The 19,438-nt window shown below is 62.6% G+C and carries 19 protein-coding genes, 1 other RNA gene and 1 pseudogene; 11 read left to right on the top strand and 10 right to left on the bottom strand.

Annotation, left to right across the window (positions count from 1 at the left end; all coding sequences use genetic code 11):
- The first annotated feature begins 457 nt into the window (after window positions 1-457).
- The gene (locus DDQ68_RS04805; RefSeq protein WP_109655294.1) at window positions 458-1,570 is read left to right on the top strand and encodes a transposase; all 1,113 of its coding nucleotides are present in this window, start codon (window positions 458-460) and stop codon (window positions 1,568-1,570) included.
- A gap of 166 nt (window positions 1,571-1,736) precedes the next feature.
- Here DDQ68_RS04805 and DDQ68_RS04800 read toward each other — a convergent pair whose 3' ends face one another.
- The 3 genes and pseudogenes from DDQ68_RS04800 to DDQ68_RS04790 all read right to left on the bottom strand — a co-directional run bounded on the left by DDQ68_RS04800 (window position 1,737) and on the right by DDQ68_RS04790 (window position 3,930).
- Complete coding sequence (locus DDQ68_RS04800) at window positions 1,737-2,669, bottom strand: hypothetical protein (protein ID WP_109655293.1); 933 nt, start codon at window positions 2,667-2,669, stop codon at window positions 1,737-1,739.
- A gap of 32 nt (window positions 2,670-2,701) precedes the next feature.
- Entirely contained in the window at window positions 2,702-2,908 is a 207-nt protein-coding gene (locus DDQ68_RS04795; protein ID WP_109654994.1) for a hypothetical protein, read from the bottom strand.
- Between the two features lie 73 nt (window positions 2,909-2,981).
- Window positions 2,982-3,930 (bottom strand): annotated as a pseudogene (locus DDQ68_RS04790) (IS481 family transposase).
- Between DDQ68_RS04790 and DDQ68_RS23365 the strand changes: the two are divergent.
- On the top strand, window positions 3,921-4,103 hold the full coding sequence (locus DDQ68_RS23365; RefSeq protein ID WP_211320308.1) for a hypothetical protein: 183 nt from the start codon (window positions 3,921-3,923) through the stop codon (window positions 4,101-4,103). The pseudogene DDQ68_RS04790 and the gene DDQ68_RS23365 overlap by 10 nt on opposite strands.
- Before the next feature lie 31 nt (window positions 4,104-4,134).
- Window positions 4,135-4,305 (top strand): SDR family oxidoreductase, encoded by a 171-nt coding sequence (locus DDQ68_RS23360; RefSeq protein WP_245897301.1) that lies wholly within the window; start codon window positions 4,135-4,137, stop codon window positions 4,303-4,305.
- Between the two features lie 83 nt (window positions 4,306-4,388).
- On the opposite strand, the gene DDQ68_RS04780 is transcribed toward DDQ68_RS23360, so the two are convergent.
- Window positions 4,389-5,117, bottom strand: a complete 729-nt coding sequence (locus tag DDQ68_RS04780; RefSeq protein WP_109655292.1) for a type 1 glutamine amidotransferase — start codon at window positions 5,115-5,117, stop codon at window positions 4,389-4,391.
- Between the two features lie 161 nt (window positions 5,118-5,278).
- Window positions 5,279-6,814, bottom strand: a complete 1,536-nt coding sequence (gene guaA, locus DDQ68_RS04775) for a glutamine-hydrolyzing GMP synthase (RefSeq protein ID WP_109655291.1) — start codon at window positions 6,812-6,814, stop codon at window positions 5,279-5,281.
- Between the two features lie 250 nt (window positions 6,815-7,064).
- Between guaA and ffs the strand changes: the two genes are divergently transcribed.
- From ffs to DDQ68_RS04735, 8 genes are all read left to right on the top strand, one after another.
- An RNA gene (gene ffs / locus DDQ68_RS04770) (signal recognition particle sRNA small type) lies at window positions 7,065-7,160 on the top strand.
- A gap of 183 nt (window positions 7,161-7,343) precedes the next feature.
- Window positions 7,344-8,000, top strand: a complete 657-nt coding sequence (gene fsa / locus DDQ68_RS04765) for a fructose-6-phosphate aldolase (RefSeq protein ID WP_109655290.1) — start codon at window positions 7,344-7,346, stop codon at window positions 7,998-8,000.
- A 118-nt stretch (window positions 8,001-8,118) separates the two neighbouring features.
- Window positions 8,119-8,322, top strand: a complete 204-nt coding sequence (locus DDQ68_RS04760) for a fructose-6-phosphate aldolase (protein ID WP_068232643.1) — start codon at window positions 8,119-8,121, stop codon at window positions 8,320-8,322.
- A 9-nt stretch (window positions 8,323-8,331) separates the two neighbouring features.
- Window positions 8,332-9,009 carry a cell division ATP-binding protein FtsE gene (locus tag DDQ68_RS04755; RefSeq protein ID WP_109655289.1) on the top strand — a complete coding sequence of 226 codons (678 nt, stop codon included), beginning with the start codon at window positions 8,332-8,334 and terminating at the stop codon, window positions 9,007-9,009.
- A gap of 12 nt (window positions 9,010-9,021) precedes the next feature.
- On the top strand, window positions 9,022-9,915 hold the full coding sequence (locus DDQ68_RS04750; protein WP_109655288.1) for a glycosyltransferase family 2 protein: 894 nt from the start codon (window positions 9,022-9,024) through the stop codon (window positions 9,913-9,915).
- A 54-nt stretch (window positions 9,916-9,969) separates the two neighbouring features.
- Entirely contained in the window at window positions 9,970-11,118 is a 1,149-nt protein-coding gene (locus DDQ68_RS04745; protein WP_245897299.1) for a DegT/DnrJ/EryC1/StrS family aminotransferase, read from the top strand.
- A gap of 6 nt (window positions 11,119-11,124) precedes the next feature.
- Window positions 11,125-12,144: a Gfo/Idh/MocA family protein gene (locus tag DDQ68_RS04740; protein WP_245897298.1), complete on the top strand. Its 1,020-nt coding sequence runs from the start codon at window positions 11,125-11,127 to the stop codon at window positions 12,142-12,144.
- 42 nt (window positions 12,145-12,186) lie between these two features.
- Window positions 12,187-12,906 (top strand): DUF433 domain-containing protein, encoded by a 720-nt coding sequence (locus DDQ68_RS04735; RefSeq protein ID WP_109655287.1) that lies wholly within the window; start codon window positions 12,187-12,189, stop codon window positions 12,904-12,906.
- A gap of 80 nt (window positions 12,907-12,986) precedes the next feature.
- Here DDQ68_RS04735 and DDQ68_RS04730 read toward each other — a convergent pair whose 3' ends face one another.
- The 5 genes from DDQ68_RS04730 to pseI all read right to left on the bottom strand — a co-directional run bounded on the left by DDQ68_RS04730 (window position 12,987) and on the right by pseI (window position 19,428).
- Complete coding sequence (locus tag DDQ68_RS04730; protein ID WP_162549851.1) at window positions 12,987-13,676, bottom strand: hypothetical protein; 690 nt, start codon at window positions 13,674-13,676, stop codon at window positions 12,987-12,989.
- A gap of 348 nt (window positions 13,677-14,024) precedes the next feature.
- Window positions 14,025-15,515, bottom strand: a complete 1,491-nt coding sequence (locus DDQ68_RS04725; RefSeq protein WP_162549850.1) for a lipopolysaccharide biosynthesis protein — start codon at window positions 15,513-15,515, stop codon at window positions 14,025-14,027.
- Between the two features lie 32 nt (window positions 15,516-15,547).
- Window positions 15,548-16,921, bottom strand: a complete 1,374-nt coding sequence (locus DDQ68_RS04720; protein ID WP_162549849.1) for a DUF7033 domain-containing protein — start codon at window positions 16,919-16,921, stop codon at window positions 15,548-15,550.
- Window positions 16,922-17,084: 163 nt separating this feature from the next.
- Window positions 17,085-18,395, bottom strand: coding sequence for a glycosyltransferase family protein (locus DDQ68_RS04715; RefSeq protein WP_109655283.1), 1,311 nt, complete (start codon window positions 18,393-18,395; stop codon window positions 17,085-17,087).
- Window positions 18,385-19,428, bottom strand: a complete 1,044-nt coding sequence (gene pseI, locus DDQ68_RS04710) for a pseudaminic acid synthase (protein ID WP_109655282.1) — start codon at window positions 19,426-19,428, stop codon at window positions 18,385-18,387. The genes DDQ68_RS04715 and pseI overlap by 11 nt, the downstream gene beginning before the upstream one ends.
- Between the last annotated feature and the right edge of the window lie 10 nt (window positions 19,429-19,438).

The following is a 19,438-nucleotide window of genomic DNA, read 5'->3' as shown; positions in this document are numbered from 1 at the left end:
TTGACGCCTTCTGGGCGGGGGGTATCAGGAGCGGACTGGCCCAGGTCGACGAACAAGTCGAAGGGGCCTTTTTCGCTGTCGACAAGGACAAGTTTGGGGGTACTGACTGCTAACGAATTCGGCAAGCTGAACAGCGACAGGACGGAGGCTTCAGCCGTGTTGGAATCCGGAGAAGGAGTCGGGCCTGAGTCGGGCAACTGTTCGGAGGAAAGTGGGGGATTTTTCATGGGTAAATCGAATGGGTTTAAACGTATGAGATGTAAATGGATGAGATTTAGGCTCGTTGCACCGGGAAGTCAGTGGGTTGATGATGGGGGGGATGCGCCTTATGGTACACCGGGCCGGGGGCCCGCTGAGAGGTGGTACCCGCGCGCTACTCTACCCTACTAAAAATCGGGCATAAAAACGGGAAGGCCCGACCTTTGGAGTTCCTCAACTACCAAATGCGCTCCTTCCCGTGAAGCAACGCCTCGTGGTCAAAATTACGACCCTTTTACATTCGGTCCCGCTGGTGCGGAACCTGGCCCGCAAAAAGTTCGTGGCCCGCTTCGTGCTCGGCCTCTTTAAAAGCCGAAATGTGCAATTCTGCGAGGTGGCGCAGCACCTCAACGACGGCGTGAAACTGGCCTCGAACGAGACGCGCATCCAAGACTTTTTCCGCGAAGCCGACCTGGATTACGTCGCCTTGGCCGTGTTGCTCGTCGGCCTCTTGCCGGGCATGGGCAAGCTGCGCCTGTGCATCGACCGCACGGAGTGGGACTTCGGCCGCTGCCAGGTCAACATCCTGCTCGTGACGGTGGGCCGGGGCGATTGCCACTGGCCCTTGTGCTGGGAGTTGCTCGACAACCGCAGCGGCAACTCCGGCACCGCCGACCGCACGGCGCTGCTGGATTTTTGCCTGCGGGTGCTGGGCCCCGACCGCGTGGGGCTGGTGGTGGGCGACCGCGAGTTTGTGGGCCATGCCTGGTTCAAATACCTCAAAGACAAGGGCATATTATTCGTCATGCGTCTGCCCAAGCACCACCTGCTCACCGACCCCCAAGGCCGTCGTCACGCCGTGGCCGACTGGGGCCTGCGGCCAGGCCAGTGCCGCCAGTTGCCCGTGTGCCAAGTCGACGGGGTTTGGGGCGGGGCGCAGGTCACGGCCTTGGCCGGGGGCGAGTACCTCTTCCTCTTCGGCACGGCCAACCCGGCTTTTTTGGGCCAGTTCTATCGCAAGCGCTGGACGATTGAGGCTTGTTTCCAGAACCTGAAAGGGCGGGGCTTTGCCTTGCGGGCCACGCACCTGCGTTGCCGGGACAAACTCAAAAAACTCGTGGGCCTGGTGAGTTTGGCCTACGCGCTTTGCGTGAGCGTGGGCACCCGCCTGCACGAAAAAGTGCAACCCATCCCCCAGAAGAACAACGGCTACAAACGCGCCAGTTTTGGCCGCCACGGCCTCAACGCCCTGCGCCAGTACACGCGGCCCGGCCGCAGCACCGACCCGGTATTTACCGCCAACATGAATGCTGTGTTCCGATGGATTATCAATCAACTAACTCATTATAAAGCAACTAAAATAGTAGGGTAGAGTACCCGCGCGCATGAAGCCCTGCCGCCAAAATTTCCCCAATTTTTGGTAGCCGTACCCCAAGCCCTCGCTGCTCTTACCGGAAGACTGGCGGCGGTTCCCGCGGAGAATCCACCGCACGAGCTGGGAGAACGACGCGTCGTAGCCATGTGGGTGTAATTCAAAACTACGCGGTTGGTTTTTTAAACAGGTCTGTGAGCAAGTGCATTTGAGGGCTTTTCAGTGCCGAGCGTAAGCGTACGAGCCGGTCGAGTCCGCCATTGGACCAGCGCTGACCGCTTCGTTTGAGTCGGACCTGCAGCAGAGTGCGGTGGGCCGCCTCGACGGGCCCGCTACCACAGAGCAGCCCGCGTTGGCGGAACTGGTCGTAGCGCATGCGGGCCAGGTAGGCGCCGAGTTGGGCGGCCACCGGGGCGGCCAGGCCGGGCAACCCGGCCACGGCCTGTTCCACGGCCGGGCTTTGTCCGGCCCAGAGGCGGGCGTATTGGGCCGGCAGCCAGCAGGCGGGCGCGTCGGCGGCCTGGGCGTCGGCGGCCTGGGCGGCGGCGGCGAGTGTTTCGGCCACGTGGTAGAAGTCCAGGATGTGGGTGGCATGGGGGTAAGCGTCTTGTAACCAGCGGTGAATCCACTGCGCCCCGTCGGTAACAAACACTTGGTCGGCCGCCGCGTCCGGCGGCAAGACTTGCTCAAAACGCTGGGTGAAGGTGGCGAAGGGCCCGCGCTGCGCCACGTACTGCGACGGTCCCATCGTCCCGGCCGGGGCGCTCGCCGGGGCGCTCGCCGGGGCGCTCGCCGGGGCGCTGTGCTGGAAGACGCGACCCACTTTCACCTCCTGCCAGCCCGTGTCGGTGAAAAGCATCGAGCCGTCGACCATGCCATAGACCGGCCCCGGCCCGGCGCTCACCCCCGGGCAGGGCGCATCCAGGCCGGCAGCGGGTAGGGCCTGGGCGGCGGCCTGGGTGCGGCGGTAAACCTGGGTCGTGCTCACGCGGATGCCCAGCAGCGATTCGACCAGCGGCGGCACCTGGGCAAAGACGTGCTCAGCGGCCAGCAACACGAGTTTGGCCTGTAGGTAGGGGCTGGTGCGCGAGCCCAGCACCGGGGCGCTGAACGGGTTCGTTTTGGCGATGGCTACGCGCCCGAACCGGGTCTGGACACTGTTTTTTTTTGCTTGTTGGCCGGCACCGGCCCCAGCGTCTGTTCCAGCACCGAACGCCCCAGGGCTGTCCACAACTGGTCAAACTTCTCTTCCAGCGTGTAAAAATCCGGCTCCTGGCCGATAGCGCGCAACTCGTCGTATTGGGCGGCGGCCAGCGCCAGGTAGGCTTCTTTCGTCATTGGGAATAAGCAGGTAGTGAATACCCCAAGTTACCACCCCAACGCGTAGTTTTGAATTACACCCGGTCGGGTCCTAAGTAAAGATAACCGGGTTCTTTTGCCACTGCGTGCAGACAAATCCGTTGGGGGTGAGCCCGCGCAACATCTTGAGTCGTTTGGCGTGATTGTAAGCCAGCAAGAAGGCTTGTAAGTGCGCGTTGAGTTCGGCGGTGGTCTGCTAATGGTAGCGCTGGACGGTGGCCTCTTTCAGGGTGCGGTTCATCCGCTCGACCTGCCCGTTCGTCCAGGGGTGGGCCGGCTTGGTGCGGCGGTGCTCAACGCCGTACCCGGCGCAGACCCGGTCGAAGCGATGCCCACCGGGCAGCACCTGGTGGGGCTGCGCCGTGAATTTCACCCCATTATCGGTCAGGACTTTGTGCGCCTTGCAGGGCAATTTATTCAGTACCTGACGCAGGAATCCAGCCGCTATCATCCGCGTAGCGCGCGGGGGCAGCTCGGCAAAGGCTACTTTACTGGTGCGGTCAATCGCGACAAAAATGCGCGTCAAGCATGTGGGCGGTAGCGCTTGCCCTCTTCAGTACGAACCTCGGCAAAATTAACGTGCAAGTACCCGGTGGGGTAATCCATAAACTTTTTTCCCGGCGGCGCCCCCCCGTCGTCTGGCAGCGGTAGTCGGCTGCTGCCGTGGTGCTGAAAACAGCGGTGCAACGCCGAGTGGGAAAGGCGGGGGGGGTGGCCTGTAAGGCGTACAGGCAGTCATCGAGCGGCAGCAGCGTGTGCTGGCGAAAAGCCACGGCAATGGCTTCCTCTTCGGCCGTAAGCACGGTCGAAACCGGCTTAGGGCCCATTGGGGCATCCGTCGTCGTGGGGCGCTTACGCCACTTGGCTACGGTTTTGGGGTTGACCCCGTGGCGGTTGGCGAGCGTTTGCAAGCTTTCCTGACTACGTTGGATAGCGGCCCGAACTGCCGCAGTTGTACGGGCGCTGCCGTGGCGTATTTGTGCCGTAAAGCTTGCCGAAATTTCACCCCCGAAACTACACCACCACACTCTGGGACTATACAGTGAACGTGGCCAGCATCCACGCCATTGCTACCGAGGCGCTGGTGGCGCCCTACGCGGCAGCCAAGGCGGCCGTGCTCTCGCTCACGCGCTCGGCGGCCATTGAGGCCCCCCCAAAAAGGCCTGCGAATTAACTCCGTACTACCGGGCGCCATCGATACGCTCATGCTCTGGAACAACCCGAACGCGAAAAGCGGCGTCGAAAAAATTAACCCCAGCGACGCGAGTAAGCCCGAAAACGTGGCCGCCGCCATCGCCTTCCTGGTCTCCGACAACGCCGAATTTGTGCAAGGCTCCGAGCTGCTGGTCGACGGTGGCCGGCTCGATCATTTGTAGGGCCCCGGGGCTCTAATTATTTGTATAGCTCGGACTATAAAGTCCAAGCTACATGCTCAATTTTTCAGTACGTTACCTGTTATCTAATTAATTAGATAATCAGTTTCTTTCTCGTGCAGCGCCACCATATTGGCGAGCAATTGCTCAATTAATTTACGGCCTTTCCACACCGATTTTAATTTGGTTCGAATTTGCTCGGCGGTCTGCACAAACTCCTGTTCTTCGGCAATTTCATGGCCTTCAAAGGTAATTAATTGCTCCACCATCGGCACGGTCATTTCGGGGTGGAATTGCAGGCCTATGATGCCGTCGCCCCACACGAAGCCCTGCGCGGCGCACCCCGCCGACATGCCCACCCGCAGGGCCCCCGGCGGCACCGTAAACGCGTCGAGGTGCCAGTGCAGCACGGCGGCTTTTTCGGGCCAGCCGCGCAGCAGCGGGTGTTCCAGGGCCTTGGCCGAAAACCGCACCGTCCAGAACCCGATTTCCGGTTCGGCGTTCGGCCGCACCTCGGCCCCCAGTGCCTGCGCCACCAGTTGGGCCCCTAAGCAAATGGCCAGCATTATTTTCCCCGCCCGTAGCACTTGTTGGATAAACGCCTTCTCATCGCGCAGCCACGGAAATCGAGCTTCGTCGTGCACGCTCATGGCTCCACCCAAAATTAATAACCCGTCAAAATCGGCCAGCATCGGAAATATCGGGTTGGGCTCAAATAACCGCGTGTACGCCAGCGAATGGCCGTGCGCCACCAGCCAGTCGGCCGCGTGCCCGGGGCCCTCGTCGGGTAGGTGTTGGAGGCAATGCCAGCGCATTTTAGATTAATTATTTAGTGAAAAATAAATTGCTAATTAGTTATTAAAGCGTCATGCTGAACGAAGGGAAGCATCTATTCCACAGCAGTAATTTAGTACTTGCGCAGTATAGATGCTTTCCTTCGTTCAGCATGACAGTCTGGGGTCCTAATTATTGCTGGCTATTCCCACTCAATCGTTGCCGGGGGCTTGCTACTTATGTCGTACACTACGCGGTTGATGCCGCGTACCTGATTGATAATCTTATTGCTAACTTCGGCCAGAAACTCGTAGGGGAGGTGGGCCCAGTCGGCAGTCATGCCGTCCACGCTGGTTACGGCGCGCAGGGCCACCACGCGCTCGTAGGTGCGCTCGTCGCCCATAACGCCTACGCTTTGTACGGGCAGCAGCATCACGCCGGCCTGCCACACTTTGTCGTAGAGGCCGTGCTCTTTCAGCAGGTTAATAAATACGCCATCGGCGCGCTGGAGCAGGTCCACTTTCTCGGGCGTGATGTCGCCGAGGATGCGGATGCCCAGGCCGGGGCCCGGGAAGGGGTGGCGGTTCAGGATTTCGCCGGGCAGGCCCAGCGTGGCGCCCACTTCGCGCACCTCGTCTTTGAAGAGCATGCGCAGCGGCTCCACAATTTTGAGGTTCATCTTCTCGGGCAGGCCGCCCACATTGTGGTGGCTTTTGATGGTCACCGATGAGCCATGTACCGATACCGACTCAATCACGTCGGGGTAAATGGTGCCCTGGGCCAGCCAGCGGGCCCCTTCCACCTTCTGCGCCTCGCGGTCGAACACCTCAATGAAGGTGCGGCCGATGGCCTTGCGCTTCTGCTCGGGGTCGGTGAGGCCGGCCAGGGCGGAATAAAATTCGGCCCCGGCTTCCACGCCGGTCACGTTTAGGCCCAGGCCCTCGTAGGCCTTTAGCACTGAGGCAAACTCGTCCTGCCGCAGCAGGCCATTATCCACGAAAATACCGTGCAGCCGGGGCCCGATGGCGCGGTGCAGCAGTAGCGCCGCCACGCTGCTGTCCACGCCGCCCGACAGGCCCAGAATCACCTGGTCGTCGGGGCCGATGGTGTTTTGCAGCGCCGTCACGGCCGAGTCCACGAAGTGCTCGGGCGTCCAGCTCTGGGTGCAGCCGCAGATATCAACGACGAAGTTTTTTATCAGCTGCTTGCCCTCCGTGGAGTGCGTTACCTCGGGGTGAAACTGGATGCCGTAGGTGGCCTGGCCCTCAATTTCGTAGGCCGCCACCTGCACATCGGGCGTGCCGGCAATGGCCAGGAAGCCCTCGGGCAGCGTCTTAATAGTGTCGCCGTGCGACATCCATACCTGCGAGCCGGGCGTGAGGCCGTGCAGCAGCGGGTGGTGCTGGTTGATGTGCGAAAGGCGGGCGCGGCCGTACTCGCGGATGGTGGCGGGCAGCACTTCGCCGCCGCCCTGCTGGGCCAGCAGCTGGGCCCCGTAGCACACGCCCAGTACCGGCACGTGGCTCAGCAGGTGGCTCAGGTCGGGGTTGGGGGCGTCGGCGTCGCGCACCGAGCAGGGCGAGCCGGATAGCACAACGCCCCGAATGTCAGCACTCAGGGTGAGGTTCGGGGCGTGGGTATAGGGGTGAATTTCGCAGAAGACGTGCAGCTCGCGGATGCGCCGGGCAATGAGCTGGGTATACTGCGAGCCAAAATCCAAAATAACGATACGTTCCATGCTGCAAAGCTACTCACTGATTCAATCGCTGATTATGCAGTTAGCTGTAGCGGCGCTGATTCCATTACAGATTAGCCGTGATTAACTGGGATGACGCTGATTTTTATCGCCGATTTAAACAAGGGCAAATTACTGATAGACAACGATAAAATTAGTAATATCCCGGTTAATCCCGGTTAATCCCGGTTAATCTGTGATGGAATCCGTGCCATCACGGTTAATCCCGGCTAATCTGTGATTACCTTTGCAACGGCAAGTCAGAACGACCAGCTCCTGCTGAACTCCCCCAGGACCGGAAGGTAGCAAGGGTAGGTGGTCGATGCGGTGCGATTTTGGCTTGCTTTTTTTGTCTTTTCCCGTCGGCCCCGGCGCTGCTCCGTTTCGCTTTTTGGCGAAGCAGCGAGTAGCTTTGGGGCCGATTCTTTTTGTATTAGCTGTTAGCTGGCAGCCGTTAGCCGTTAGCTTTTGTTCTGGTGGCCGGTTTGAAAAAGCAGCTAACAGCTAATAGCCATCCGCAAACAGCTTAAACATGAAGTTCTTCCTCGACACCGCCAACATTGCCGAAATCCGCGAAGCCGTTGAGCTGGGCGTGCTCGACGGCGTAACCACCAACCCCTCGCTCATGGCCAAAGAAGGCGTGCGCGGCGTTGACAGCATACTGGGCCATTACCGCCACATCTGCGAAATTGTGGACGGCGACGTATCGGCCGAAGTGATTGCTACCGATTACAGCGGCATCATCCGCGAGGGCGAGGTACTGGCCGACCTGCACCCCAATATTGTGGTAAAGGTGCCCATGATCCGCGACGGCGTGAAGGCCATCCGCTACTTCTCCGACAAGGGCATCAAAACCAACTGCACCCTCGTGTTCTCGGCCGGGCAGGCTCTGCTAGCCGCCAAAGCCGGTGCCACCTACGTGTCGCCCTTCGTTGGCCGCCTCGACGACATTGGGGCCGACGGTCTCCAGCTAGTTGAGCAGATTGTGCAGATTTACGGCAACTACGGCTACGAAACCCAGGTGCTGGCCGCCTCCGTGCGCCACGTGCCGCACCTCATCCAGTGCGCCGAAATCGGGGCCGACGTGGTTACTTGCCCGCTCAGCGTCATCCTGGGCCTGCTCAACCACCCGCTTACTGATAAAGGCCTGGCCACCTTCCTGGCCGACTACGCCAAGGTGAATGCGTAATTAAAATGTGAAAATGTGAGGGATGTGGAGAGGTGAAAATGCGTTTGATCCAGGCGCGAATTAATTATTTTTCTATTTCTCATATCTCCACATCCCTCACATTTTCATATTAATTAATATGTACATTATTAAGGTCAAGGGCAAAGCCAAAATTCCGGATTATATCCAGCTCCGCGACGAGCAATTTGTGCTCATTGCCTACTTCCGGGCCGACCGGCCACTGAAGGATTTGCACCGCTACGGCCTTGAAGGCAAGGAAACGGCGCTGGCAGCCGTCATTTCAGAGCTGGAATTTGGCAAGCTCCGCCCGCTCACGATTTAACGCTGCGCGATGTCCGAATTAATCGTTGAGCTGCGCGACGCCACCGTGATGCAGGAAACGCAGGCGGTACTCCAAGGCGTATCGTTTGCGCTGGAAAAGAGCGACTTCGCCTACCTCGTGGGTCGCACCGGCTCGGGCAAGTCGTCGCTGCTCAAAACCCTGTACGCCGACCTGCCGCTGCTGGTAGGCACTGGCACTGTGGCGGGCTTTGCGCTGCCGCGGCTGCCCGTGGGCAAGGTGCCGTATTTGCGCCGCCGTCTGGGTATCGTATTTCAGGATTTCCAGCTGCTGCCCGACCGCACGGTGGCCGAAAATCTGCTGTTCGTGCTCAACGCCACCGGCTGGAAGGGCAAGGCCCGCAAGCAGCAACGCATCGCCGACGTGCTGGACCGCGTGGGCCTGAGCAGCGCCGCTAATCGGATGCCGCACCGCCTTTCGGGTGGTGAGCAGCAGCGCGTGGTCATTGCTAGGGCGTTGCTGAACGAGCCCACGCTGCTGCTCGCCGACGAGCCCACTGGCAACCTCGACCCGGAAGTGGCCGACAGCATCATGCAATTGTTTACGGAAATCAATTACGCCGGCACCGCCATTCTCATGGCCACGCACAATTTCCAGGTGATTGAGAAGTACCCGCACCGCGTGCTCACGTGCCAGGATGGGGCCCTGCTGGACTCGGCGCGGAATTAATTAACGCCCACTATGCTCGGCCTGTCGGTATTAATTCCGGTGTACAACCGACCGGTGATGGAATTAACAAATGCGCTGCTGGCGCAGGTGCCGCAGTGGCCGGGGCCCGTCGAAATTTACTTGCTGGATGATGGCTCGGAAGAAAATTGCCGCCGCCTGAACCGGCCCCTGGGGGCCCTGCCCGGCGTGCGCTACCAGGAACTACCGCGCAATGTGGGCCGCGCCGCCGTGCGCAACCAGCTGGCCGCCGGGGCCCTGCACGGGTGGCTGCTGCTGCTCGACAATACTGGCCAGCTGCCCAATGGCCAGTTCCTGGCCCGCTACGCCGCTGCTCTGGGCGCCGCCCCGGTGCTGGCCGGCGGCGTAAGCTACGCCCCGGGGCCCCCAGCCAACCCGGCGCTGCGCCTGCGCTGGCGGTACGGGCAAGCGCGCGAGGTGCGCCCGGCGGCCCAGCGCCAGGCCGCGCCGTATGGCCAGTTGTTGATAAACAACCTGCTTATTAGTAGGGAATTGCTGCTGCGGTTTCCGTTGGATGAAACCCTGCGCGGCTACGGCCACGAGGATACCCAGCTGGGCTGGCAGCTGGCCGCCGCCGCCGTGCCCGTGCTGCACCTCGACAACCCCGTGCGCCATGTAGGCCTGGAAACGGCCGCCGCGTTCCTCGAAAAATCGGAGCAGGCGGTGCGCAACCTGGCCCAGCTGCTGCGCGAAAACCGTGTGGGCCCCGATGCTCGTCTGGTGCAAGTGGCCCGGCGGCTGCGCCGCGTCGGCTTAGCGCCGGCCGCCCGGGTGGCCCTGGGCGCGGCGGCGCCGGCCCTGCGCCGCCACCTGCTGGGGCCCCGGCCCACCCTGGCGGCCCTCGATGCGCTGAAGCTACTGTGGCTGCTGCGGGCGCTGGCCGCCTGAGTGGCGCCCCGCCCGGCTACCTTTGCCCACCCCGCTTACCCGCCCATTTTGCGCTTGCTTCGTCCTTCAACCCCCATTCGCCTGCTCGACTTAGCCGCCGAGCACGCGGCCCTGCAACCGGCCCTCGACGCGGCCGTGCGCGAGGTGCTGGCCGAAGCGGCGTTTATCCAGGGGCCCGCCGTGGGGCAGTTTGCGGCCGAGTTGGGGCACCACCTTGGCGGGGCCCACGTGGTGCCCTGCGCCAACGGTACCGACGCCCTCACGCTGGCCTTACTGAGCCTGAATTTGCCGGCGGGGGCGGAGGTCATCGTGCCGGCCTTCACCTATGTGGCCACGCTGGAGGCCGCCGCCCTGCTAGGCCTGCGCCCTGTACTGGCCGACGTGCGCCCCGACACGTTCAACCTCGACCCCGCAGCCGTGGCGGCGGCCCTCACGCCGCGCACCGGGGCCATCATCGCCGTGCATTTGTTTGGGCAATGTGCTGATTTGGAGGTGCTGGGGACCTTGGCCAATGCCCACGGTGTAGACTTAGTGGAGGATAATGCCCAGGCGCTGGGGGCCACGTTTCAATTTGCCAGCGGCAAAATTGCTCACGCCGGCGCGGTGGGCGCGGTGGGCACTACGTCGTTTTTCCCGTCGAAAAATCTGGGGGCCCTCGGCGACGGTGGGGCCCTGTTCACCCGCGACCCGGCGCGCGCCGCGCTGCTCCAGCAGCTGGCCAACCACGGCCAAAGCCAGAAATACCACCACCAGCGCATCGGGCTCAACTCGCGCCTCGATACGCTGCAAGCCGCCCTGCTGCGCGTGAAGCTGCGCCAGCTGCCCGCCAACACCGCCGCCCGCCAGGCTGTGGCCGCCCGCTACGATGGGGCCCTGGGCGACGTGTCCGGCCTCCAGATTCCGGCCCGCGACGCGCGCAGCAGCCACGTGTTTCACCAGTACACCGTGCAAGTGGAGGGCCCCGGCCGCCGCGACGCGCTGCGTGAATACCTCCACCAGTGCGGCGTGCCCACGGCGGTGTATTACCCGGTGCCGGCCCACCAGCAGCCCGCCTACGCCTACTTGGGCTACCAGGCCGGCCAGTTTCCGGTGGCCGAGCGGCTGTGCGAAACGGTGCTTTCGCTGCCCATGCACCCGCTGCTGACGGCGGCGCAGGTGGCGTATGTGGGGGAGGTAATGGGGTTTTATTTGGCGAATAATTGATTTTTTGTGAGCAACAACCTGCTACCCGTTCGCTTTGCTATTTGCGGCGTGGGTCACATCGGCCGGCGCCACGCGGCGCTGGTGGCCCGCCGCGCCGGGGCCCAGCTGGTGGCCCTGGTTGACGTGCTACCCGAGTTACGCAGTGGCCTCGCCGCCGAGTTTCCCGGCGTGCCGTTTTTCGCGTCGCTCGACGAATACCTCGCCCGGGGCCCCCAGGCCGATGTGCTCACAGTGGCGACGCCCAACGGGCTGCACGCCCAGCAGGCGGTGGCCGGCCTGCGCCACGGCCTGCACGTGGTAGTTGAGAAACCCCTGGCCCTGACCGCAGCCGATGCCCGCGCCATCCTGGAAACGGCCCGGCAAACCGGCCGCCTGGTGTTCGGTGTGATGCAAAACCGCTACTCGCCGCCCGCCGCCTGGCTCAAGGAACTAGTGGCGGCGGGCCGGCTGGGCGACGTGTACCTGGTGCAGCTCAGCTGCTTCTGGAACCGCGACGCCCGCTATTACCGGCCCGGCGGCTGGCGCGGCACCGGGGCCCTCGACGGCGGCCCGCTCTTCACCCAGTTCAGCCACTTCGTGGATTTATTGTACTGGGTGTTTGGCGACGTGGCCAATTTCTCGGCCCGCTTCCGCAACTTCAACCACCAGACCACCACCGAATTTGAGGACAGCGGCCTCGTCACATTCGACTTGGTGCGCGGCGGCAGCGGCACGCTCAGCTACAGCACCGCCGTGTGGGACCGCAACCTCGAAAGCGCCCTCACCGTGGTGGCCGCCCGCGGGGCCCTGAAAATCGGCGGCCAGTACCTGGAAAAAATCGACTACTGCCACGTGCAGGACTACGCCCCGCCCGCGCTGCCCCCCACCAACCCCGCCAACGACTACGGCCCCTACCAGGGCTCGGCCGCCAATCACGGCCACGTCATCGACGAAGTGGTGGAAACGCTGCAACGCGGCGGCGGTACCAATGCCGCGGATGGCCTGAAAGTGGTGGAAATAATTGAGCGGATTTACGCGCTGCGGTAGTTTCAACGTACTTTTAAGAATGTCCCTCACAACTCAACTGCCATGCAAGTTATCAACAGCGACCCGGAAATTCTGGGAGGTACCCCGGTTTTTAACGGTACGCGGGTGCCCATTAAAAACCTGTTTGATTATTTAGAAACTGGCGAAACCATTGCCGAATTTCTCGATGATTTTCCGTCAGTTACACTTAAACAAGTCTTATTTATAACGGATATTGAGGAAATAAAACGTAGCCTTGAAATTGCTGTTCGAGAAATATATAGAAATGATTATCATTTATTAAAAGAAGGCTTAAATGAAAGAGCTATAACCACGCGACTTTTTTGTTATCTACGGCCATTTTTTCTTAATCACGATGTTGATCACGAATATAATGGTAATATTGAAAACGCTCGCAACCGTAGGAAAGACATGGTTGGTTCCGAGTTAGAATTTGAACCTTTCAGAACAATAAGAAAACCTAAAATAATTGATGGTAAAGCGGTAATTAATATATCTCCTGATATAATTGTTCACAAAAGGGGGTCAAACTCTAAAAATATTTTGATTATTGAGGTGAAAAAAACTGAGCAATTTAATAGACTGAATTTACACGATAAATTTGACATTACTAAAATTTGTTATTTCACAAGTTTGCTGAATGGATTTGTCTTCACATTGGGAGTTTTTTTGCAAATTGGAGTTAAACAATTTTGCCTCAGATACTTTGTAGAAGGAGTGGAAATAATGATCTGGAAAAAGACCGAATCAGTATTTTATTAGCTCCAAGTACTAAAAAAAGCGCCGGAACCCACGGGCCCCGGCGCTTCTTCAGTTACAAAAATTTCGGGCCTGGGTGCTGGCTACTTGGCCGGGGGCACTACGGGGGCGGCCGAATGCACAGTGGGGGCCACCACGTAGTCGTCGTACTTGCTTACGTCCGACTGTTTGAATAGGCCCTGGCCGATGTTGCAGAGGGCGGTTAGCTCGTCGTAGAGGGCGTTGAGGGCGATTTGGCGGGTTTGGGTGGTGGCGCTGCGGTCCGAGATGGCCAGCCGCTGGGCCTTGAGGGCGGCGAGGTACTGCTCATTATCGGTGGCGAGGGCCTGGAGCTGGGCGGGGGTGAGGCCCTGGGCCTGGTAGTCGGCGGCGTGGGCGGTGGCCCAGTCGAGGAGGTGGCCCATGTTCACGTAGAAATCGCCCTCGCTGGCGTTGTAGAGGCCGGCGCTGCCGAAGGCTTTGTAGGCGGGGCTGCGGGCGTCGTGCACGATGGCGACTTGGCTCATCACCGTGGCCATGCCGCTTTCCACGGCCTGGCGCTGGGCGAGGGAGGCGGCGGTGAGGGCCTGCTTCTCAAAATCGAGCTGCGCATCGCTGGGCAATTGGGCCACCGCATCGGTTTGGGCTTTGAAGGCGTCGAGGCGGGTTTGGGCCACGCCGCGCGTGGCGAAGGCGTCCGCGTCGCGGTCCATAAAATCGGCCTTGGTGTGGCAGGTGAGCACCAGGTCGCCCTGCGACATGTTATAGTTGGCGTTTACTTGTACTTGTTTCACGGGATAAAAGGAAATGAATAGGCCGGATAGCCCGGCAGCCACGGCCCAAACCCCGGGCCGCGCGGCAAGCTCCGCAATAAACCTGGCATTGGGCGCCCGAGGGCCCCGGCCCCGGCGGCTGGTAGTGCCAGCAACAACACGGGTAGGCCCATCCCAAAGGCGAGTAGTGCCCGCCGCCAAACTGGTAGCTCCGCCCCCAGCCTTGGTAGGGCCAGCCGCTGCGCTGGTAGGCCTGGGCCGGGTCCTGGTAGTGTCAGCAACTGTGCTGGTATACGCAGCAACAGCAATTATTTGCCCTACCGTTGCATTATTCCCAGCTACACGGGCTCTGGGGGCCCCCGCCGCCGCCTACGCCCGGCGCCCGCGCAGGCGGGCCCAGCCGTGGGCGGCCAAGCCGTTCACCTCGGGCGCGGCGCCGGTGAGCAGCAGGCCGGCCCCGTAAAGCACCGTGAGCGTGCCGCCGCGCAGCAGTAGGGCCCCCCAAATATTGGGCGGCACCGGCAGCAGCCACGCCGCCAGCCCGGCGCCCGCCGCTAGGGCCCCGATGAGCGGAATACGCCGGTCGAAGGGTTGGAGGCCGTAGGTGCGCCACACAAACCAGGTGCGCAATACGTTGATGCCCACCAGGGCCAAGCAGTTGGACAGGGCCGCGCCGGCCAGGCCCAGGCGCGGGATGAGCAGCGCGTTCAGGGCCACGATGGCCACGGCCAGGCTGGCGTTGAACACCAAATCGAAGCGGTAGCGGGGCGAGGTGAGCACGATGATGCCGTTGACGCCGGTGATGCCGTCGACCAGGCGGCCCACCAGCAGCAGCAGCACGGCCACGCTGCCGGCGGCGTAGGCCGGGCGGTGGATGAGGCCGTACACGAAGTCCAGGTTCAGGCCCAGGCCCAGGGCCAAGTAGCAGCCCAGCACGGTGTTGAGGCGGGTGGTGCGGGCGTAGAAATCGGCCATCTTTTCCATTGCGCCTTCTTTCCAGTACTCGGCGATGAGTGGGAACGCCGTTTTGTAGAGGGCCCGGAACGGCAGTGTGAGGGCCGTGCTGATGTTGAAGGCAATGGCATAGATGCCGGCCGCCGCCAGGCTGAGCTTGGCGCCCACCATCAGCGCGTCGATGGTAACCATGATGGTGCCTGAGAGGTTGCCCAGCAGCGCAAAGCCCCCGAAGGCCAGCAGCTCGCGCAGGGGCCGCACCCGCAGCACGGCCCGCGTGGGCCGCAGGTGCAGCTCGCCGATGGCCAGCAGGTAGGCCGCCAGCAGCACGTCCACCAGCGCGTAGCCGCCCACGTAGGCCAGTACAAAGCCGTCGAACGACAAGTAGCCGCGCCAAAAAAGCCCCGCCGCCCCCACAATGTACAGCCGCAGAAAAATCTCTTGTAAAAACGACGAAAACCCGGTGTAGAACAGCGACTTCAGGTAGGCGTCTTGCAGCGAAAGCAGCAGTACGGCCAGTGTGAGCAGGATAATGGCCGGGTAGTTGGGCCCCAGCAGGGCGGCATCGGATGAGAACCGGCTCAGCACGAAGCTCTTGCCGGCCCACAGCGCCGCCGCTACCGCTGCAAAGCCCAGCAGCGGCACGCCCAGCAGCAGCGGCAAAAAGCCGGAGTGGCCCTTCGCCGAATTGCGGAAATACGGGAAGTAACGCAGCGCCGTGCTGGCAAACCCAAAGGCCGCCAGCTGCGCCGCCAGCGTGGCCAGCGAGACAAGCACCGAGGTGAGGCCGAGCTGTGCCGGCGTGAGCAAGCGCGTGAGCACCAGCGTGCTGCTGACGAACCCAATGCCCAGGCCGATGTAAGAAATCAGGGTGTTGCGGAGGCCCTGGCGTTGAACAATGCCCAAGTGGAAAGAAGAAAAAATAGAAGCCCGGGGCCCTACGCCGCCGGAAACTGGGACCAAATCTCGGTACCCGTCAGGAATGCCGCGCCGCGGCCGCGCAGCCAGCCCATGATTTCGTGGAACTGCCGGGGCCCGTTGGCAGTGTTAGCCGGGTCGAAGTTCTGGTTGTGCCAGAGCACCGTGGCCACCCCGCCAAACTTTTCAATTTCCGCCAGCATGGGCACGAGGGCCGGCAAAACTTCGTCGGGGCCCAGCTGCAAATAAGCGGGGTTATGCAGCGTGGCGTCCATCACATTCAGGGGTATTTCGAAAAACTCGTAGGCGCTGCCGCTACTGAAATCAAAGGGATAAAAGGGGTGGCAGTAGGAGTGCCGAAACCCGAAATGCTCAGCAAAACCTAGGGTTGAGTCGAAAGTAATGCCTGCCTTGCTTATTATACCGGGGGTCAGGCGCGGCTCCCAACGCAGGTAGTGAAAGCGGTTACCGCCTCCTTCTACATCGAGTACTTGCTGCCGCTCGGTATCAAAATGGGTGAAATTATCGGCCGTTCCGATGCTGGCGTGCAGCGCCACTTCGTGGCCTTGCTTCGCCAATTTGGCTAGCCGTTGCCACAGCCGAGCCGTGAGCGCATAGTCGGCGTTGGGCGTGCCATCGGCCCCCGGCCGGTGCTCGGGCAGTACGAAAAACGTGGACCGGGCCCCGTACTGCGCCGTGGCGGCGGCAACGGCTTCGAGGTTGTCCCAGGCGTCGGGCCGCGTCCAGTGCTGCCACAACTGCTGCCCAAAATCCAGCAGCCGGCCGGCCCGCAGTGCCGCTTTGGTCGGGGCTTTCCAGGCACTGCGCAGGTTGTCGAGGTCGTGGCTGATGAAGGCGGCAAATAGGGCTCCGGGGCCCCAGGTACGCGGGCGTAGCACTTGGCCGGTGACGTGCTCGATGGCCGTTTTCAGCACGTCGAGGTAGTAATTGACCACCGGCAGCGCCACGAAGCCATACCGCGCCTGCACGCTGGCCACGTACGGAAACCGCCCGTGACGGTCGCGCGCCTCCGAGAAATATTCCTGCCAGCCGCTGAGCAAATAAAACGCGGCCGAAACTACATCGGCGCTGATTTCAGCCCGACCCGGCGTCAACATCAGCAGGGGCTGGGTGCCGTTGTCAAAGAAGAATGGTACCCGCTGGCCTTGCCACTCGCGCCAATTTGGCTCGGCAGGGTACGGCTGATTCGAACCAAAGAAACCATCCGCCAAGTTGGCTACTTCCACCGCTGCGCCGCTGCCCACGTAGCCTAGGGCCCCCGCCAGCGCGCCGGGATACACCCGCGCGAAGTGGGCCCACACGTAAGCCAGCCGCACCGCAGTTGTGACCGGCGCAACGGGCGGCGGAGCCAAAATAAGGTCATCGGTAGGCATGAGGGCGAAGGTAGGCCCGCAATAGGCGGGGCGGGCTGCCGGCTTTTTCGCCGGCTGCCCGCTAATCGTTGAATCGTTGGCAAGCGGCTGCTCGGGGCCCCAACGGTTACCGGGCAGCCGGCGAAAAGCCGGCAGCCCGGACCACCCGGCAAATTGCAGACAACTACGCCGGGGCCCCGGCGGCCGTATTCAGCCACTCGCCGAGCACGCGGGCGGCCAGCGGCTGGCTGTGGCCCTCGTCGGGCGTGCCGAGGGTGGCGTTGTAATAGGCGGCGCGGCGGTAGAGGTCGGCGGGCTTATGCTGGGCCAGGGCCCCGAGCAGGGCTTTCAGGGCGGGTAGGTCGGCGGCGCGGGGCACCAGGCCGTGGGCTACATAGCCGTAGTAGTCGTCGGTGAGCGGGTTGGCGGCGAAGCGGTAGTAGATGCTTGCCACATTCAAGAGGGTGGCTTCGAGGTGGGTGGAGGTGTCGGCGGCCACCAGCGCGTCCTGGGTTTCGAGGAACTCGAACACGTTCTGCCGCCGGGCGTCCGACCACTGCACTTGCGGCAGCTGGCGGCGCAGGGGCCCAAAGTCGCGGGTGTCGCTGGGGTGGGGGCGTAGCGTCAGCGTGAGTGTGGGTAGGGCCTGCGCGAGATAGGCCAGGGTTTCGGCCAGGGCCGGCAGAGGGTCGTGGATGTTGCAGGCCAGGCCCACGCGGCGCACGGCGGGGGCGGTGTTCCGGCGGGACAGGTAGGCGTCGGCCTTGGGCATGCCCACCAGCGCCACCCGGCCGCGCACGGGGCCGCAGCGGCGGTACTTATCCAGGGCATCCTGGCCTTCGAGCAGGCTCAAATCGAAGCCCAGGAGCGGGAAGTTGGCGCTCACGCTGGCGTGCTGCACGTAGGCCGTGGGGATACCTTCGGCGCGGCAGGCCAGCAGCAGGGCGCGGGCATCGTCGTTGTGGTCGTTGGCGAAAACCACGGCCCGAGGCCGGTAGTGGCGCAGGGCCCGGCGGTACACCTCGTAGTAGCCGATGGCGTAAAAAATCAGGTCAAAAAACCGCCACGCCCGAGGCCCCTCGCGGCGCCGCAAGCCTAGCAGCACCGCCGGGTATTGCCAGTAGTACAGCAGCTTGCGGCGCAGCGACAGCCGCTGCACGGCCCCATTGTAGCGCCCGATATTCTTACCCTGCCCGGCCACCAGCACTGCCCCTGGTTGGCTTTGTTGGATGAATTGCAGCGCCTCGTAGTTGTTGGCGCTCACCACGTACAGCCACACCGCACTGCGCAAATCAGCCTGGTTCCGCACCGGCTGAAACACGTGCCCCACCAGCCGCAGCGCCGCGTAGGCCCCCACCCGCGCCAGCCGCCGCAGCGGGCTGGCGGGCGAAATACCGCTGAGCGCAGCCGGCGACATGGCCGCAAAAATGTCCGTAAAGCGCAGCTGGAGGATGTCGCGCAGGCGGGCCAGCCAGGGCCCAGGCTCAGAGCGCATCCCAGGTCAAAGGCGTACCGGGGCGCAGGTCGCGCACCGCGCGTCGGCCCAGCACCACGTCCCAGTAGCGGGGCAGCAGGCCGTCGCCGGGGCGGATAATGCGCAGGTTGTCGGCGGTGAATGCCTCACCCGCGGCAATCGGCTGCGCCACGTAAATGCTGCGCTTGAACACGCGGCTCTTTTCCTCGCTGGGCTGTACGCACAGCTGCACCGTGCCCAGGGCCTGGTGGGCGCGGGCGGTTTCGTCCACCAACAGCTTCAGCTCATGGGGCTCCAGCGAAAACGCCGAATCGACGCCGCCCTCGGCGCGGCTCAGGGTGAAGTGCTTTTCGATGACGCAGGCCCCCAGGGCCACGGCGGCCACGCTGGCGCCCACGCCCATGGTGTGGTCGCTCAGGCCGATGGGGCAGCCGAAGGTTTCGGCCAGCACCGGGATGGTGCGCAGGTTGGTGTTCTGGGGCGAGGCGGGATAGGTGCTGGTGCATTTCAGCAGCACCAGCTCGCGGCAGCCGGCCTGGCGCAGCACCCGCACGGCGTCGTCGATCTCCGAGAGGGTAGCGGCTCCGGTGCTCACAATCACCGGCTTGCCGGTGGCCGCTACTTTGCGCAGCAGCGGCCAATGGGCGTTCTCAAACGAGGCAATCTTGTACGCCGGCACGTCGAGCGTTTCCAGGAAATCCACCGCCGTTTCGTCAAACGGCGAGCTGAAGGCCAGTAGGCCGTGCTGCCGGGCGCGGGCAAAAATCTCGGCGTGCCACGCCCAGGGCGTGTGGGCTTCCTGGTAGAGCTTGTACAAATCGCGGCCTTCCCACAGCGACTGGCCTTCTTCGCGGATGACGAAGCCGGTGTCCATCGTGATGGTGTCGGCGGTGTAAGTCTGGAGCTTGAGGGCGTGCACGCCGGCGGCGGCGGCGGCGTCCACCAGGGCCAGGGCCCGGTCGAGGCTCTGGTTGTGGTTGCCCGACATTTCGGCGATGACGAACGGCGGGTGTTGGGGCCCCACGGGGCGGCCCCCGATGTGGATTTCGGGCATTGCGGCAAAG

It is taken from the genome of Hymenobacter nivis, assembly GCF_003149515.1.
In the GTDB taxonomy this organism is placed as follows: Bacteria; Bacteroidota; Bacteroidia; order Cytophagales; family Hymenobacteraceae; genus Hymenobacter; species Hymenobacter nivis.
This window is presented reverse-complemented; position numbering and strand designations above follow the sequence as displayed.